The following is a 16,531-nucleotide window of genomic DNA, read 5'->3' on the forward strand; positions in this document are numbered from 1 at the left end:
ATCGGCCTGGCAGACGAGCGGCCCCTTGCCAACCTGTTGCACACCCTCCATAAACAACACATGAACCTGCCCGCCAAACACCACCCAGTGCTCGAGCTGTTCCACCCTGCCGTCAGCACCTGGTTCCGCCGCCACTTCGCCACGGTCACCGATGCCCAGGCTCAGGCCTGGCCGTTGATCCACGCCGGGCAATCCATGCTGCTGGCCGCGCCAACCGGCTCAGGCAAGACCCTGAGCGCTTTTCTGGCCGTGCTTGATGAGCTGCTGCGTGAAGGCATGAAGCACCAGGGCGAACTGCCCGCACGGACCCTGGTGATCTACGTTTCACCTCTGAAGGCCCTGTCCAATGACATTCGTCTGAACCTGCAGGCCCCGCTCGAAGGCATCAGCCAAGCCATTGCAGAGCAAGGCCTGAACGCCCCACGCATCACCACGGCGGTACGCACCGGCGATACTCCGCAGAAGGAACGCGCCGCCATGCGCAAGCTGGCCCCGCACATTCTGGTGACAACCCCCGAATCGCTTTATGTGCTGATGGGCTCGGCTTCTGGCCGTGAAGGCCTGGCCCATGTGCACACGGTAATCGTCGACGAAATCCATGCCTTGGCCGGTAACAAGCGTGGCGCCCATCTGGCCCTGACCTTGGAGCGCCTGCAAGCCTTGTGCAAAAAGCCACTGCGGCGGATCGGCCTGTCCGCTACACAACGCCCGGTCGAACGGGTGGCACAGTTTCTGATGGGTAGCGGGCGCCCCTGCGCCATTGTCGATATCGGCCATGCCCGCAAGCGTGACTTGGCCATCGAAGTGCCGCCGGTACCGCTGGGGGCGGTGATGGCCACCGATGTCTGGGGCCTGGTGTATGACCGCTTGGCCACACTTGCCCGTGAACACCGCACCACGCTGGTATTCGTCAACACCCGGCGCCTGGCCGAACGTATCACCCGCCACCTCAGCGACCGGCTGGGCAAGGAGGCGGTTGCCGCACACCATGGCAGCCTGTCCAAAGCGCTGCGCCTGGATGCGGAGCAGCGGCTCAAGAGCGGCCAGCTCCAGGTGCTGGTAGCGACCGCATCGCTGGAGCTTGGCATTGATATCGGCGATATCGACCTGGTCTGCCAGATCGCCTCGCCGGGCTCGATTGCCGCCTTCCTGCAACGGGTTGGCCGCGCTGGACACCAGGTCGATGGTGTGCCGAAGGGGCGCCTGTTCCCCACTTCACGCGATGACCTGATCGAATGCGTTGCCTTGCTTGACTGCGTTCGACAGGGCGAACTGGACGCACTGCACATCCCCCGGGCACCGCTGGATGTACTGGCCCAGCAGATCGTCGCAGAAGCCAGCAACCAGGCGTGGCACGAACAGGATCTGCTGGATTGCCTACGCCAGGCAACACCTTACGCCGAGCTTGACCAGCATCATTACCAGGCCCTGCTGCGCATGCTCGCCGAGGGCTACAACGGCCGCCAGGGTGTGCGCAGTGCCTACTTGCACCGTGACGCAGTGAGCGGCACGCTGCGTGGCCGACGTGGCAGCCAACTGACCGCGCTGACCAGCGGCGGCACCATCCCCGACAACGCCGACTACGCCGTGTTGCTGGAACCGCAGGCGCTGAACATCGGCAGCGTCAATGAAGACTTTGCCGTGGAAAGCATTGCTGGCGATATTTTCCAGCTGGGCAACACCTCCTATCGTATTCTGCGCGTCGAGCCGGGCAGGGTGCGCGTAGAGGATGCTCATGGTCTGCCACCGACCATTCCGTTCTGGCTGGGTGAAGCGCCGGGGCGCAGTGACGAACTGTCGGCAGCCGTGGCCCGGCTGCAGGCGGGAATCGACCAGCAACTGGCGCAGGCAGGCGGCGACACGGTGGAGGTACTGGCCTGGTTGCAGGCGACCTTCGAACTGGACGAAGCTTGTGCGGGCCAGTTGCTCGACTACCTGGCCCGCACCCGTGAAGTGCTTGGCGCCCTGCCCTCGCAGGATACGCTGGTGATGGAACGTTTTTTCGATGAGTCCGGCGGGACCCAACTGATCATTCATTCACCCTACGGTAGCCGCATCAACCGCGCCTGGGGCCTGGCCCTGCGCAAGCGCTTCTGCCGCACCTTCAACTTCGAATTGCAGGCTGCCGCCAGCGAGGACGCCATCGTGTTGTCACTGTCGACCAGCCACAGTTTCGAGCTGGACGAAGTGTGGCGTTACCTGAACAGCCACAGCGCCGAGCCGATTCTCATCCAGGCCCTGCTCGATGCACCGCTGTTTGGCGTGCGCTGGCGCTGGAATGCAGGCGTGGCCATGGCACTGCCGCGCTTTGTGGGCGGACGCAAGGTGGCGCCACAAATCCAGCGCATGAAGAGTGAGGACCTGGTTGCTGCCGTGTTCCCCGACCAGATCGCCTGCCTGGAGAACATCGTCGGCGAGCGGCAGATTCCCGACCACCCGCTGGTCGAGCAAACCCTCGACGACTGCCTGCACGAGGCGATGGACAGCGAAGGCTGGCTGGCCCTGCTGCGGCGCATGGAAAGCGGTGCAGTGCGCTTGCTGTGCCGAGACTTGCCCGCCCCCTCGCCGCTGGCTTCAGCGATTCTCAACGCCCGGCCTTATGCCTTTCTGGACGATGCGCCACTGGAAGAACGACGTACCCAGGCGGTGCTCAACCGGCGCTGGAACGACGTGCACAGTAGCGACGACCTGGGCGCGCTGGACGCTGATGCCATTGCTGCCGTCGCGGCCGAGGCCTGGCCACAGCCGACCAATCCCGACGAAATGCACGAAGCATTGATGAGCCTGGGTGCCATCGCTCAGGTCGAGATAGATGCCAACCCCTGCTGGGATTTGCTGCTAAGGCAGCTGGCCAAGGCCGGGCGTGCCTTGCGCCTGCCCGATGAAAAGCTCTGGTTGGCCCGCGAACGCCTGAACCTGCTGCTGGCACTGTACCCCACAGCGCACAGGGAGCCAGCGCTCGAACGGCTCGCTGGCTTCGACCAGCCCATCGAGCCCGACAACGCACTGAGCGAACTGCTGCGCGCCCGCCTGAGCGGCCATGGCCCACAGACCCTGGCGCAGATCGCTGCGCCATTGGGCAAACCGGTAACCGATATCGAGCAGGCTCTGGCCCGCCTGGAAGCCGAAGGCTATGTGCTGCGCGGGCATTTCAGCCCAGGTGCAACTGACCTGCAATGGTGCGAACGCCACTTGCTGGCACGCATCCACCGCTACACGGTCAAACGCCTGCGCCGCGAGATCGAACCGGTCAGCCTGCAAGACTTCATGCGCTTTCTGTTCGATTGGCAGCACCTGGCGCCAGACGAGCGCCTGCGTGGTCCGCAGGCGGTGGCCGAAGTGCTGGGCCAGTTACAAGGGTTCCCCAGCGCAGCAGCGGCCTGGGAGGCGGAACTGCTGCCGGCGCGTATCAAAGACTACAGTCCGCACTGGCTCGACGAAGCCTGCCGAAGCGGCCAGTTTGCCTGGAGCCGGCTGGCGGCAACAGTGGCGAGCAGCACGTTGACCAGTACCCCACTGGTGTTGCTGCCGCGGGACCAGTTGAACACGTGGCGCAGCCTGGCGCCCGCACCTGCTGTCGACGCCCTTGGCCTACGTGCGCAACGTGTGCACGAAGCGCTGAAAACCCAGGGTGCGCTGTTCTTCGATGAACTGGCACATGAGGCACACCTGCTGCCCAGTGAACTGGAAACTGCACTGCAGGAGCTGGTGGGCTCGGGCTTGGCCGGGGCGGACAGTTTCACTGGCTTGCGCAGCCTGATCACGCCTGCAACCAAGCGCAGCTCACGTAACAGCCGCCGAGGCCACCCGCCGCTTTCCAGCAGCATGGCGCATGCCGGACGTTGGGCCCTGCTGCGCCGCAGCGATGCCCCCCCGGATCACGACCAGCGCCTGGAGCACATTGCCCGCACGCTGCTGCGCCGCTATGGCGTGATCTGCTGGCGGCTGTTGGCGCGCGAGAGTGATGTACTGCCGCCCTGGCGTGAGCTGCTGCGCTGCTATCACCGATTGGAAGCGCGTGGCGAGATCCGGGGCGGGCGCTTCATTGCCGGGCTGGCCGGTGAACAGTTCGCCGTGCCTGAGGCGGTAGTATTGCTGCGGCAAGTGAGACGACGTGAACCGGACGGAACGCTGCAGGTGGTGAGCGCCGGTGACCCGCTGAACCTGATCGGCTCGTTGCTGCCCGGGGCGAAAGTGCCGGCAGTGATTGGCAACCGGCTTCTGTATCGCGACGGAATACCGGTGGCGGTGCGGATGGCCGGGCGTTACGCGTATCTGGTCGAGGCGTCCGCACAGGAGCAGGAAAGCTGGCGGCAAAAACTGCTGCGCGACCCCCTGTAGGAGCGGGTTTACCCGCGAATACGGTGGCGGCGGCAACGCTGACCGGCGGGTAGAAATTGGCCAGCAGGCCCGGCCCTTTCGCGGGTAAACCCGCTCCTACACGACGGCCTGCGCCCAATCATCAATGTGTGCCCACCACCGATCTGCGCTGCGCCCAGGCAATTTGGCTCGGGTCGAGAATGATTTTCGCTACCCCAATTTTATTTTGCAGCGCCCGGCAACTTGGCTATGGTCGGGGTTTGCCCCCAGGCCCTGAGCCTGACCGCGCCATCGCAAGGACCCTGTATGAGCCTGTCACTTCTCAGTCGCTATGCCTTCTTCGCCGCCTGTGTGCTGTTCACCCTGGCGAGCCTCCCCTTCAGCCACCACGAATGGCTGTGGCCGTTCACCCTGTCCACAGGCATTCTCAGCCTGATCGGCCTGTTCGACCTGCTGCAGCAGCGCCACGCCGTCCGCCGCAACTACCCGGTTCTTGGCAACATCCGCTATCTGGTCGAGGCCATTCGTCCGGAAATCCGCCAGTACCTGCTGGAGTCCGACAGCGATGCCCTGCCCTTCTCCCGCGCCCAGCGCTCGCTGGTGTATGCCCGGGCGAAGAACGAAGCCTCGGACAAACCTTTCGGCACCCTGATCGACGTATATGAATCCGGTTTCGAGTTCATCGGCCACTCCATGCGCCCGGCACCGCTGGCCGACCCGGCCAGCTTCCGCGTCATCGTCGGTGGGCCGCAGTGCAGCCAGCCGTATTCCGCGTCGATCTTCAACATTTCGGCCATGAGTTTCGGCTCACTCAGTGCCAATGCCATCCGTGCGCTCAACCAGGGCGCCAAACTGGGCAATTTCCACCATGACACCGGCGAGGGCAGCATCAGCCCCTACCATCGCGAGCACGGTGGTGACCTGGTGTGGGAACTGGGCAGCGGCTACTTCGGGTGCCGCACGCCAGATGGGCGCTTCGATCCCGAACGTTTTGCCGCCCAGGCGCGCAGCCCTCAGGTGCGCATGATCGAGATCAAGATGAGCCAGGGCGCCAAGCCCGGCCATGGCGGCATATTGCCCAAACACAAGGTCACCCAGGAAATTGCCGAAACCCGTGGCGTGCTGATGGGCGAGGATTGCATCTCACCGTCGCGCCACAGCGCCTTCTCGACACCGATCGAAATGATGCAGTTCATTGCCCAGTTGCGTGAGCTGTCCGGTGGCAAGCCAGTGGGGTTCAAGTTCTGCCTGGGCCACCCGTGGGAATTCATGGGCATCGCCAAGGCCATGCTGGAAACCGGCATCCTGCCCGACTTCATCGTCGTCGATGGCAAGGAAGGCGGCACCGGCGCAGCGCCCGTGGAGTTCACCGACCATATCGGCGTGCCACTGCGTGAAGGCCTGCTGTTCGTGCACAACACCCTGGTCGGCTTGAACCTGCGCGACAAGATCAAGCTGGGCGCCAGCGGCAAGATTGTCAGCGCCTTCGACATCGCCAGCGTGCTGGCCATTGGCGCCGACTGGGCCAACTCGGCACGCGGCTTCATGTTCGCCATCGGCTGCATCCAGTCGCAAAGCTGCCACACCAACAAGTGCCCGACCGGCGTGGCCACGCAAGATCCGCTGCGCCAGCGCGCGCTGGTGGTGCCCGACAAAGCCCAGCGGGTGCTGAACTTCCATCACAACACGTTGCGTGCCTTGGCAGAAATGCTGGCGGCGGCAGGCCTGGAGCATCCGGCACAACTGGAGGCCAAGCACCTGGTGCGGCGCATTTCGGCCACCGAAATCAAGCTGTTCTCGCAGATGCATGTGTTCTTGAAGCCAGGTGAGCTGCTGACCGGCGAGGTGAACGGGCAGTTCTATTCGCGGATGTGGCAACTGGCCCGGGCGGACAGTTTCGAGCCGCACAGCGAAGTGGCGGCCTGAGAGAACGCTGGGGCCGCAAAGCGGCCCCACGTCAGGTCAGGAGGCTGTACTGGTCACACCTTGTGCGTCTTTCGGCGCCAGGCGGAACGTGTAATACAGCACTGTCAGCAACACCAGGAACGCCGGGCCGATGTACAGGGCCACACGCGTATCCTCGAAGTACGCCATCAGCCCCACCACCAGCACCAGGAAGGCCAGTGCCAGATACGAGCTCAGCGGCCACAGCCACATGCGGTACTTCAGTGCCTTGCGCTCGGCAGTGGTAAGGCCGGCACGGAACTTCAACTGCGCCAGCAAGATCATCACCCAGGTCCAGATCGCACCGAAGGTGGCGATCGAGGTCACCCAGACGAAGACTTTTTCTGGCACCAGGTAGTTGGCCAGCACGCCCAGCAGCAACGCGCCGATCGACAGCAGCAGCGCATTGCGTGGCACGCCGTTCTTCGAGGTGCGGGCGAAGGCCGCCGGCGCCTGGCCGTTCTGCGCCAGGCTATAGAGCATACGCCCGGTGCTGAAGATGCCGCCGTTGCACGACGAAAGCGCCGCAGTGATGACCACGAAGTTGATGATGCCGGCGGCGGTCTTGATGCCGAGGCGCTCGAAGGTCATGACGAACGGGCTGCCCTGGCTACCGATTTCGTTCCACGGGTAAATCGACAGGATCACGAACAACGCGCCGACGTAGAACAGCAGGATGCGCCAGAACACCGAGCCGATGGCCTGCGGAATGGTCTTTTGCGGGTTGCGTGCTTCACCGGCGGTGAGGCCGATCATTTCCACGCCCAGGTAAGCGAACATCACCATCTGCAGCGACATCAGCACGCCAGTCACACCATTGGGCATGAAGCCGCCGTTGCTCCACAGGTTGGAGATCCCCACTGCCACACCGTCATTGCCAAAGCCGAAGGCAATGATGCCGATGCCGCCAAGCACCATGGCGATGATGGTGACGATCTTGATCAGCGCGAACCAGAACTCGAACTCACCAAAAGCCTTCACCGCCACCAGGTTGACCGCGCCCATGCTGCCCAGCGCCGCCAGGGCCCAGATCCAGCGCGGAACGTCGGGGAACCAGATGCCCATGTAGATGGCCACTGCCGTGATTTCGGCAACACAGGTCACCAGCCACAGGAACCAGTAGTTCCAGCCGGTCAGGAAGCCCGCCAATGGGCCGAGGTAATCCTGGGCATAACGGCTGAACGAGCCGGCGACAGGGTTGTGCACGGCCATTTCACCAAGGGCGCGCATGATCACCAGGATGGCCAGGCCGCCGATGATGTAGGACAACATGATGGCCGGACCGGCCATTTCGATCGCCTTGGCCGAACCGAGGAAAAGACCGACACCGATACAGGCGCCCAGCGCCATCAGGCGGATGTGCCGTTCGCCCAGTTCACGCTTGAGCGGGCCGCCTTCAGTGGCCTGGCCGTGGGCAGAGTGGTTGCCGACTGGCATAGCAATACAACCTCATTTTGTTATTGGATTTGACCTTCGTGCAGCCGCGACCATGCCGATAGGCGTGGCGTTGGCTTGCCAGGCTGGCCTTGTGGGCCGGCCCATGTGCCGGACTAGAGCGCCCGGCAGGGCGAAGGGGGCGAGCAGTATAGGAAGACCGTTGTAGGTGTTTTCACTGTATATGTGCTGAAATTTGGCTAGAACTCTGGGGCCTCAACGTGCCCCACGAATCGCCAAGGCACCATAGCAACATCGTCCGTTGAAGGAACCCACACCAAAGCCGCATAGCCCCACATGACTTTTTCCTTCTTCTTACAAATTTTTCACCCTATCCACTCAACGTCTAAGCTTCAGACAAGCAAGACGAAAATACTTGGCCGGATAGAAGATTATGGGCGCACTGTGGCAATCGGAACCAAGCAGAACGGAAGCACCCGAGATACCTCCGGCCGAGACGCCACAACCCAAGTCCCCCCGTCAGCGTCGGTTATGGTGGCGGCTGATCATCCTCATCCTGCTGGTGGCACTGGTAGCCATCGGTGTTGCCGCGTATGACGAATTCCGTACCTCCGAACTGCAATCGCGCGAGTTCAGCAAACTGGCCAGTACACTGACCTATTCGCTGCAACCCGGTCCCAGCGATGCCATCATCTACCCCGGTGACGGGCCGTTCGACAAACGCCTGGGCTATAGCGCACTGGGTGAATTCCTGCCACGCCTGCTCAAGCGCGACTACCTCATCAGCGAACAGGTGAAGTTCTCACCCGCATTGATGAACTACGTCGAACATGGGCTGTTCGCTCCCTATATAGAGAAGATCCAGGCCGGCCTGTCGATCACCGACTGCCGCGGCGACACGCTGTACCAGTACAACTACCCCCAGCACCTGTACCCGGACTTTGCAGCGATCCCTCCAGTGATGGTCAACAGCTTGCTGTTCATCGAAAACCGCGACCTGCTGGATACCAAGGACCCACGTAACAACCCGGCAGTGGACTGGCCACGCTTTGCCAAGGCCGCCTACAGCCAGGTCGCCAAGTACCTGGCCCTGCCCGGCCAGTCTGCCGGCGGCAGCACCCTGGCCACACAACTGGAGAAATATCGCCACTCACCCGACGGCCTGACGGTGTCGGGCGCGGAGAAGATCCGGCAGATGATTTCTGCCAGCGTGCGTGCCTACCAGGGCGGCCCCGACACCACCGAGGCACGCCAGCGCATCGTGCGCGACTACCTCAACAGCGTACCGCTGTCGGCCGTGCCTGGGCATGGTGAGGTACATGGCATGGCCGAGGGCCTGCGGGTGTGGTACGGCGCCGACTTCGACCAGGTCAACCAGGCCCTGAACGCCACCGCCACCGACCCCGAGAGCATGGCTGCGCGTGGCCTGGCTATGCGCCAGGTGCTGTCGCTGATGATTGCCCAGCGCCGCCCCTCGCATTACTTGTCCAAGGGCCGGGTCGAGCTGGCCGAACTCACCGACTCGCACATTCGCGTGCTTACCGCCAACAGGGTCATCGAGCAGCCATTGGCCGATGCCGCGCTGGCCAGCAAGGCGGTGTACCGTGACTGGGTAGCGCAGCCGACCATCGTACCGATCATCACCAACAAGGGCATCAGCCTGGCGCGCAACCGCCTGTCGGCCATGCTCAACCGCCCGCTGTACGACCTCGACCGCCTCGACGTGTCAGCCACCAGTACCTTGCAGGCCGACCTGCAGTTACAGGTCAGCCAGTACCTGAAAAACCTTGCCGACCCGGAGTTTGCCGCACAGATCGGCCTGATCGGCGAGCGGCTGCTCACCGCCAAGACCACCGACCAGGTGAACTACAGCTTCACCTTGTTCGAGCGCACCGCCGATGGCTCGCGGGTACGGGTGCAGACCGACAGCACCAACCAGCCCTTCGACATCAATGAAGGCAGCAAGCTGGAGCTGGGCTCAACCGCCAAGCTGCGGGTACTGACCACCTACCTGGAAATTATCGCCGAGCTGCACGACAAGTACGCTGGCAAACCTGCCGCCGAGCTGAAGAAGGTCGAAGTGGCCGAACTCGACCGCATCACGCAATGGTCGCTGGAATGGCTGGCGCAGAACAGCAAGAACCAGAGCCTGGACGCCATGCTCGACGCCGCCCTGGAGCGCAAGTACTCGGCCAACACCGGCGAAGCGTTTTTCACCGGTGGCGGGATGCATGTGTTCAACAACTTCCGCAAGGAAGACAACAACCGCAACCCGACACTCAAGGATGCACTGCGCGAGTCGATCAACCTGCCGTTCATCCGCCTGATGCGCGACCTGGTGCGCTACGTGACTTACCAGCAGCCGTACAATCGCGTGCCGCTGCTCAAGGACGATGCCGACCCGCGCCGCCAGGAGTACCTTGCGCGCTTTGCCGACAAGGAAGGCACCAACTACCTGATGCGCTTCTGGAAGAAGTACCAGCGCAAAACCTCGCAACAACGCCTGGACACCTTCCTCGACAGCATGCGCGTGACCCCACAGCGGTTGGCGGCGGTACACCGCTACCTGTTCCCCGAGGCAAGCCAGGAAACCTTCAACGCGTTCGTGCGTGCCCACCTCAAGGGTGACAAGGTCGTGCTGGGCAAACTGACCGATGGCCGTCTGTCCGAGATGTACGTAGCTTACGGCCCCGGCAAGTACGACCTGCCTGACCAGGGTTACATCGCCAAGGTCCACCCGCTGGACCTGTGGCTGCTTGGCTATCTGCTGAAGAACCCAAGCTCGACACTGACCGAGATGATCAACGCCAGTCGTTTCGAACGCCAGGAGGTATACGGCTGGCTGTTCAAGAGCCGCCACCAGGGCGCTCGTGACAGCCGCATCCGCACCATGGTCGAAATCGAAGCCTTCCTCGATATCCACCAACGCTGGAAACGCGTGGGCTATCCATTCGACCACCTGGTGCCCTCATTGGCCACCGCCATCGGCAGCTCCGGCGACCGCCCCGCTGCCCTCTCCGAACTGGTCGGGATCATCCAGAACGACGGTGTTCGCCTGCCTACCCTGCGCATCGACACCCTGCACTTTGCAGCCAATACACCCTACGAGACCAAGTTGATCACAGACCCTGACCGGGGCGTGCGAATTCTGCCAGTCGAAGTGGCGCGTGCCCTCAAAGGCGCCATGTCGCAAGTGGTCGATGCAGGTACCGCGCGGCGTATTTCCGGCAGTTTCAAGCTGCAGGACGGCACGCCGCTGGTGATGGGCGGCAAGACCGGTACCGGCGACAACCGAATCGAGAGTTTCGGCGCCGGCGGCCGGCTGATCGGCTCGCGCTCGCTGAACCGCACCGCCACCTTCGTGTTCTTCCTTGGCGACAACCATTTCGGCACGCTGACCGCCTTCGTGCCGGGTCGCACGGCAGAAGCGTTCAAATTTACCTCGGCGCTGCCGGTGCAGGTGCTCAAGGGCATGGCACCGATCCTCATGCCTTACCTGCAGCCGGGCAATCCGAATGAGTGCAAGCCGCCACAGGTTGCCCTGCACACACCGCCACCGGCAGGGAACACATCGACGCAGTAGATGATAATCATCAGCATTGAAGGGCTTGTCTTTAGATATATCTTGAGTAATATCTTACGATATATCGCAAACGACGGAGCCCTATCCTTATGCGCGAACATCCCTCTCATGATCCCTTCGAGCGGCGCCCCGCCCGTGGCGAGCGCGGCCCGCGTGTTTTCGCCCCGGGTGACCTCAAGCTGCTGATGCTGGATTTGCTGGCCGAGCAACCCGGCCACGGTTACGACCTGATCCGCCAGATCGAAAATCTGTTCGACGGCAGCTACAGCCCAAGCCCAGGGGTGATCTACCCCACACTGAACTTCCTTGAAGAGGCCGAACTGATCAGCGGCCAGGTACAAGGCAGCAAACGCTTGTATGCCATCACCGATGCCGGCCGCAGCGCCTTGGCGGATCAGGCAGTAGCCCTGGATGGCGTGCGCATGCGCATCGAGGTCAGCAAACGCGCCCTGCGCGGCCACGACCGCCCACCAGAGATTCATGAAGCGGTCGGCAACCTGCGCCATGCACTGCACATGCACAGCGGCCGCTGGACAGTGGAAGAAATCGAACGGGTCCGTGACCTGCTCAACCATACCGCCAAGGCCATCGCCTCCGGGCCCACCGAACCTTTCAGGGAGACGCCCCATGAGTGACACCATTCACCGCGTAAACCACGAGATCCGCCAGCGCCGTCTGCAGGTGCTGCGGGTCACCGAGCTGACCCCGCGCATGCGCCGGATCACCCTGGGGGGTGCCGAGCTGCAAGGCTTTACCAGCATGGGCAGCGACGACCATATCAAGCTGCTGTTCGCCGAAACGCCGGAGCAACGACAGGCCATCGAGGCCCGTAATCTGGGCAAGGACGGTGGCGCGCGGCCCACCATGCGCGAGTACACACCACGGCGCATCGACCTGGTGGCACATGAGCTGGACATCGACTTCGTGCTGCACGGCGACGGCCCTGCCTCTACCTGGGCCGCGCAAGCCGCGCCCGGGCAAACCCTGGACATCGCAGGGCCACGGGCCTCGCTGGTGGTGCCGGATATTTTCGACAACTACCTGCTGATCGGTGATGAGACTGCCATCCCGGCGATTGGCCGTCGGCTGGAGGAGTTGCCGGCGGGCCGCCAGGTGCTGGCAGTGATCCAGATCGAAGACGAGCAGGAGCGCCAGCCGCTGCCAAGCAAGGCCCAGGTGGAAGTGATCTGGGTACGTCGCCAAGAGGAAGACTTGTTGGCACTGGTGCGGAACCTGAGCTTGCCGCAAGGTCGGCTGTATGCCTGGGTGGCGCTGGAAAAAGCCCTGACTCGCCAGGCCAAGGCGTTGTTGCTGGAGAAAGGGGTAAAGGAAGACGCGCTAAAGGCTGCAGCCTACTGGCGGGCCAACGGGACTGCCGACGACGAGTGAACGTGATTGCCTGATCTGCCGTATTCGCGGGCAAGCCCGCTCCTACACTGATCGGGGATGGACACAAATCGGTGGTTGGGCACAAATCGCTGGTTGGACACAAATCGGCGGTTGGACACAAATCGCTGGTTGGACACAAATCGGCGGTTGGACACTAATCGGTGGTTGGACACAAATCGGCGGTTGGGCACAAATCGGTGGTTGGACACAAATCGATTGTTGGGCACAGGCCGTTGTAGGAGCGGGTTCACCCGCGAACACCGGCCCAGCCGGTGCCAAGCAACGCGCCGCCTGCTTCGCGGGTATGCACCATTGATACGACCAAGCGCTTCAGCCCCGAGCACCTCAGAAAAGCTCTACCGCCCACAGAGCATCTACAGGAGGCGGCGCCACGTAGTTGCTCACCAACGAAGGTCTCGCTGCCCCGCCAGGGCCTGCGGCCCGAGCCATTGAGCCCCACGCAACAATGGCGTCAACTGCGCTTCAGGCTGCAGCTGGAACACCACCTGCGCCTGGCGTCCTGGCAGGTCGGCATCCACGGCCAGTTGATGTTGCCCTTGCTGCGCCAACTGCCCGCGCAGGTGCCAGCCACTACGGCAATCCATTTCCAGCCAGCCGTGCCCAAGGCCTAGGGACCAAGGGTCGCTGAGGGCTAGGTCGGTTACGATCACGCGGCCTTCACTGGCCTGGCATTGGCGCCCTGCCCCCTGCATCCTCAACACACCCTGCCACTGGCCGGCCAGGCGGTAATCCGTCGAGACCGTCGCCAAAGCCCCCTTGGCTGATGCCTCAAGCCGCCAATGCCAGGGCCAGCCTTCTGCACGCAACTGCCAGGCCTGGCCCTGGAACCCCACTTGCGCATTCGCCTGCAAGCGCCAGGGCTGCACCGTCCAGCGCAAAGGCCCGACCGGCCCCCATTGTTGTGCCTGCCCTTGCCAAAGGCTTCCGCCGACATCACGTACCGGCAGGCCGAACGCACGCACCACCCAATTGGCCGGAAGCTCGATAAACAGCGTGAGCACGAATACCAATAGCACCCAGGCCATTGCTGCACTGCGGCTCATGGCTGCACCACCAGGTCGAATCGCAAAGCCTTGCCCTGCTGCTCCAGCCCCCATTGCAACGGCAATGCACCTTCTGCACGCAGACTCTGCACCCAGCCTTGCAGTATGCGCTCATCGGCCACCTGCCCACGCAGTTGCCAGGTCTTGCCTTGCGTATCGACTTCGATCAGTTCAACCCCACGGGCCTGGGCCGACTGACGTAGCCGCTCCAGGTTCAAACCGGGCCCGCCTTGCAAGCTGGCCGCCTGTTCGGCCAGCACACGCCACTGGCCAAGCACGCGCCATTGCGCAATGCCTTCGCGCAGGGCCAGGAAGGCCAGCAGCAGGGCGATCAGCCCCCAGGCGAACGTGAAGCGATGACGCTGTAGCCAGTCGCGGTTCATGAGGCTGCTCCCAGGTCGAAGATCACTTGGCCATCTTGAACCTGCACTGTGGCGCCAGCGGCAGCCGCCATATCACGCCATGGCGGCGCACCGCCCTCGCCCTCCAGGCGCAGGTGCCAACGCTGGCCATCGAAGCGCACCGCTCGCAGGCGCAAGCCGGGGTTGTCACGCAGCCAGGTCTGCAAGCGAGCCTGCAGGTCGTCTAGCTGACGTGTACGCAGTTGCTGCTGCAGTACGCTCTCGCGCAGGCGCTTGAGGGCCTGTGCCGCGTGCCGAGGGCTGGCCTGCTCGCCGGTCACGGCAACGACCTGGCTACGCCAGAGTTGCGCCTGACGCCATTGCTGGCTCAACCACAGGCCACCCCAAACGGTGGCCAGCACCAGGCAAGCTGCCAGCAACCACTGCTGCTGGCGGGAGGCCGCCGGCAACGAGCGCACCTTGCGGGCGCGGTCGAACAGGCCGGGCATTGTGTCGAGCGGCGCAAATACGGTTGGCCAATTGCCGCTCAGCGACGTTTTGTGCAGCCCTGCCCACGGTGGCTGCGGCACGCCACCCAAGGCATCAGGCCACGCCAGCCAGTGCTCCTGTCCATCTTCGGCCAAGCCTTTGTAGAGCGACATGCCGGGGGGGCGTTGCCATTGCCAGGCGCATCCTGGCTCGGGTGATGGCAGCAGCTGCAGCTCCGCCCAGCAACGTACCGTCTGCAAGCCCCATTCGCCACATTGGCCACGCCAGTCATCCAGCTGCTGACGCGCCACTACCAACAGACGAAGGTACCCGGGTTCACGGGCCAGGCAAGCACAGGCCACCTCATGCGGGGCCTGCAGCAAGCGATCCTCAAGCAGCAAAGGCCACTCTTCGCGCTTGAGCCCGGGCGGGGCCGGCACGCGAAAATGGCTGCACGCCTCGGCAGGCAGGACCAGCGCAACATGGGCCTGCGGGTTGGCCGGTGGCTCGCCCTGCCCTTCGCTTTGCAAAATACCGTCCTGAACCAGCGCCCAGTGCCAGACAGCCCCCGGGCGCAGCAGCAGCCACGCCTGGGCCGGCGTACGCCGCCGCCATTCAAGTTTCATGAGCGCCCCCATGGGAGGGCGAAGGTGCAGACATAGGGGGCTCCATCACGCAGCAGTTCCAGACGCACACCACGGCCTGGGTGCACCGGTTGGTCAGAAGGCCAGGCCAGCCATCGGCCGCCCTGGTAATACAGAACGTTCATGGCACTGACCTGGTCGAGTCGTTCGCGCTGTACCCAGCGCGGGGCGACGGCGGCGTACAAATCGGCCGAGCTTTCCAGCAGCAGGCGTTGCTCACGCGCCTCGAACCGCAGGCGCTGGCGTTGCAGGCGCGAGCCACCTTCGGCTGCCGGCAGGCCGGTGCTGGCGACCCACAGCAACTGGTTGCTGGCGGGCTGCCAGTCCAGCCAACGACTGGCCAGCGGCAGACGCTGGTCGTAGACACGGCGCAGCACCGGGCTGTCGAAGCGCCGCTCCAGGGCCAGGCAAAAGTCCAGCACCGAGGTTTGCCGAGTGGTGTCCTGCAGGCGTTCGCGCACCTTCAGCCAGCCATTGACCAGCGCGGCCAGCATGATGCCGAGCACGGCTGTCAGGGCCAGGGCGACCATCAGTTCGATCAGGGTCAGACCTGCCTGGCGGTGTTTCATGGGCGCTCCAGAAACACGGTGTACTGGCCCAGTGGCAGGCGCTGGTCGCGGTCGGCGAACAATTGCAGTTCGCCACGGCGCAGGTCTCGCACGCCGGTGCGACGCAGTTGCAATTGCCAGTGACAGAGTTGGCCACCTTGGCCGAGCTCGCCGGCTACCTGGTTTTCGGCAGGCCAGTACTGCTCGACGGCAAAGCGGGCTTGCAGCTCACGCGCGCACAACAGGCCAAGACGGTGCTGTTGCAGGTTGTCCTGCACTGCAAGCCGCTGGCGCAGCACCTGGCTGGTGATCACTGCCAGCACGGCAGCGATTGCCAGGGCTACGGTCACCTCCAGCAGAGTGAAACCACGCTGTGCTTGCTTCATGGTACTACCCACATGCCATCGGTGCGGCTCCAGGCCCATTGCTGACTGCCATCGGCCCAGCGCCAGCGCACGCTACCCGCCTGCGCCCAGCCATGCGGCGTGAACAGTACGCGCGGTTGCGGGCTGGCCGGCCAGTCCGGGTGCAGGCCCTTGGGCCAGTCGCCGAGCGGGACCGCTTCGACCACCCAGGCATTGCCCTCGCGGCGGACGAACTCCGGTCGCTGGCCATTCCAGCGCAGCCCGCGCAGTTGCCCGGCATGCCGGGCCAGCGCGGCCTGGCCACGGACCTCGACCGCCAGCCGTTGCAGGGCCTGCTCGACACTGGCCTGGCCGTTGCCAAGGCCGGCCACCGCCAGCCCGGTCATCAGCCCGGCAATGGCCAGTACCACCAACAGTTCGATCAGGCTGAAGCCGCGCTGATGACGCAC

At 63.8% G+C, this 16,531-nt stretch carries 12 protein-coding genes; 5 read left to right on the forward strand and 7 right to left on the reverse strand.

Translation table 11 applies throughout. From position 1 onward, the window contains the following. Window positions 1-60: 60 nt before the first annotated feature. Window positions 61-4,341: a DEAD/DEAH box helicase gene (locus tag ACF8FG_RS10965; RefSeq protein ID WP_318078930.1), complete on the forward strand. Its 4,281-nt coding sequence runs from the start codon at window positions 61-63 to the stop codon at window positions 4,339-4,341. 285 nt (window positions 4,342-4,626) lie between these two features. Continuing rightward, window positions 4,627-6,246 carry an FMN-binding glutamate synthase family protein gene (locus ACF8FG_RS10970; protein ID WP_318078929.1) on the forward strand — a complete coding sequence of 540 codons (1,620 nt, stop codon included), beginning with the start codon at window positions 4,627-4,629 and terminating at the stop codon, window positions 6,244-6,246. A gap of 36 nt (window positions 6,247-6,282) precedes the next feature. Here ACF8FG_RS10970 and ACF8FG_RS10975 read toward each other — a convergent pair whose 3' ends face one another. Beyond that, entirely contained in the window at window positions 6,283-7,701 is a 1,419-nt protein-coding gene (locus tag ACF8FG_RS10975) for an amino acid permease (RefSeq protein ID WP_003254987.1), read from the reverse strand. Window positions 7,702-8,092: 391 nt separating this feature from the next. On the opposite strand from ACF8FG_RS10975, the gene ACF8FG_RS10980 reads away from it, so the two are divergent. The 3 genes from ACF8FG_RS10980 to ACF8FG_RS10990 all read left to right on the forward strand — a co-directional run bounded on the left by ACF8FG_RS10980 (window position 8,093) and on the right by ACF8FG_RS10990 (window position 12,631). After that, entirely contained in the window at window positions 8,093-11,242 is a 3,150-nt protein-coding gene (locus tag ACF8FG_RS10980; protein ID WP_392518782.1) for a transglycosylase domain-containing protein, read from the forward strand. A gap of 89 nt (window positions 11,243-11,331) precedes the next feature. Next, window positions 11,332-11,877 carry a PadR family transcriptional regulator gene (locus ACF8FG_RS10985; protein ID WP_014589896.1) on the forward strand — a complete coding sequence of 182 codons (546 nt, stop codon included), beginning with the start codon at window positions 11,332-11,334 and terminating at the stop codon, window positions 11,875-11,877. After that, entirely contained in the window at window positions 11,870-12,631 is a 762-nt protein-coding gene (locus ACF8FG_RS10990) for a siderophore-interacting protein (protein ID WP_014589895.1), read from the forward strand. The genes ACF8FG_RS10985 and ACF8FG_RS10990 overlap by 8 nt, the downstream gene beginning before the upstream one ends. A 401-nt stretch (window positions 12,632-13,032) precedes the next feature. Here ACF8FG_RS10990 and ACF8FG_RS10995 read toward each other — a convergent pair whose 3' ends face one another. Genes ACF8FG_RS10995 through gspH form a run of 6 tightly spaced genes read right to left on the reverse strand, consistent with a single transcriptional unit; the run spans window position 13,033 to window position 16,531 of the window. Then, window positions 13,033-13,695 carry a hypothetical protein gene (locus ACF8FG_RS10995; RefSeq protein ID WP_014589894.1) on the reverse strand — a complete coding sequence of 221 codons (663 nt, stop codon included), beginning with the start codon at window positions 13,693-13,695 and terminating at the stop codon, window positions 13,033-13,035. Next, on the reverse strand, window positions 13,692-14,078 hold the full coding sequence (gene gspM / locus ACF8FG_RS11000) for a type II secretion system protein GspM (protein WP_076402623.1): 387 nt from the start codon (window positions 14,076-14,078) through the stop codon (window positions 13,692-13,694). Before gspM ends, ACF8FG_RS10995 begins: the two co-directional genes overlap by 4 nt. Beyond that, window positions 14,075-15,151, reverse strand: coding sequence for a type II secretion system protein GspL (locus tag ACF8FG_RS11005; protein WP_318078928.1), 1,077 nt, complete (start codon window positions 15,149-15,151; stop codon window positions 14,075-14,077). Before ACF8FG_RS11005 ends, gspM begins: the two co-directional genes overlap by 4 nt. Continuing rightward, a complete protein-coding gene (locus ACF8FG_RS11010) occupies window positions 15,148-15,738 on the reverse strand; it encodes a type II secretion system protein (protein WP_134697469.1) in 591 nt (196 codons plus the stop codon). The genes ACF8FG_RS11005 and ACF8FG_RS11010 overlap by 4 nt, the downstream gene beginning before the upstream one ends. Continuing rightward, window positions 15,735-16,103: a type II secretion system protein GspI gene (locus ACF8FG_RS11015; RefSeq protein WP_014589890.1), complete on the reverse strand. Its 369-nt coding sequence runs from the start codon at window positions 16,101-16,103 to the stop codon at window positions 15,735-15,737. The genes ACF8FG_RS11010 and ACF8FG_RS11015 overlap by 4 nt, the downstream gene beginning before the upstream one ends. Next, the gene (gene gspH, locus ACF8FG_RS11020) at window positions 16,100-16,531 is read right to left on the reverse strand and encodes a type II secretion system minor pseudopilin GspH (RefSeq protein ID WP_003254996.1); all 432 of its coding nucleotides are present in this window, start codon (window positions 16,529-16,531) and stop codon (window positions 16,100-16,102) included. Before gspH ends, ACF8FG_RS11015 begins: the two co-directional genes overlap by 4 nt.

Origin of the sequence: Pseudomonas sp. YQ_6 (assembly GCF_043103245.1) — a bacterium.
Lineage (GTDB): Bacteria > Pseudomonadota > Gammaproteobacteria > Pseudomonadales > Pseudomonadaceae > Aquipseudomonas > Aquipseudomonas alloputida.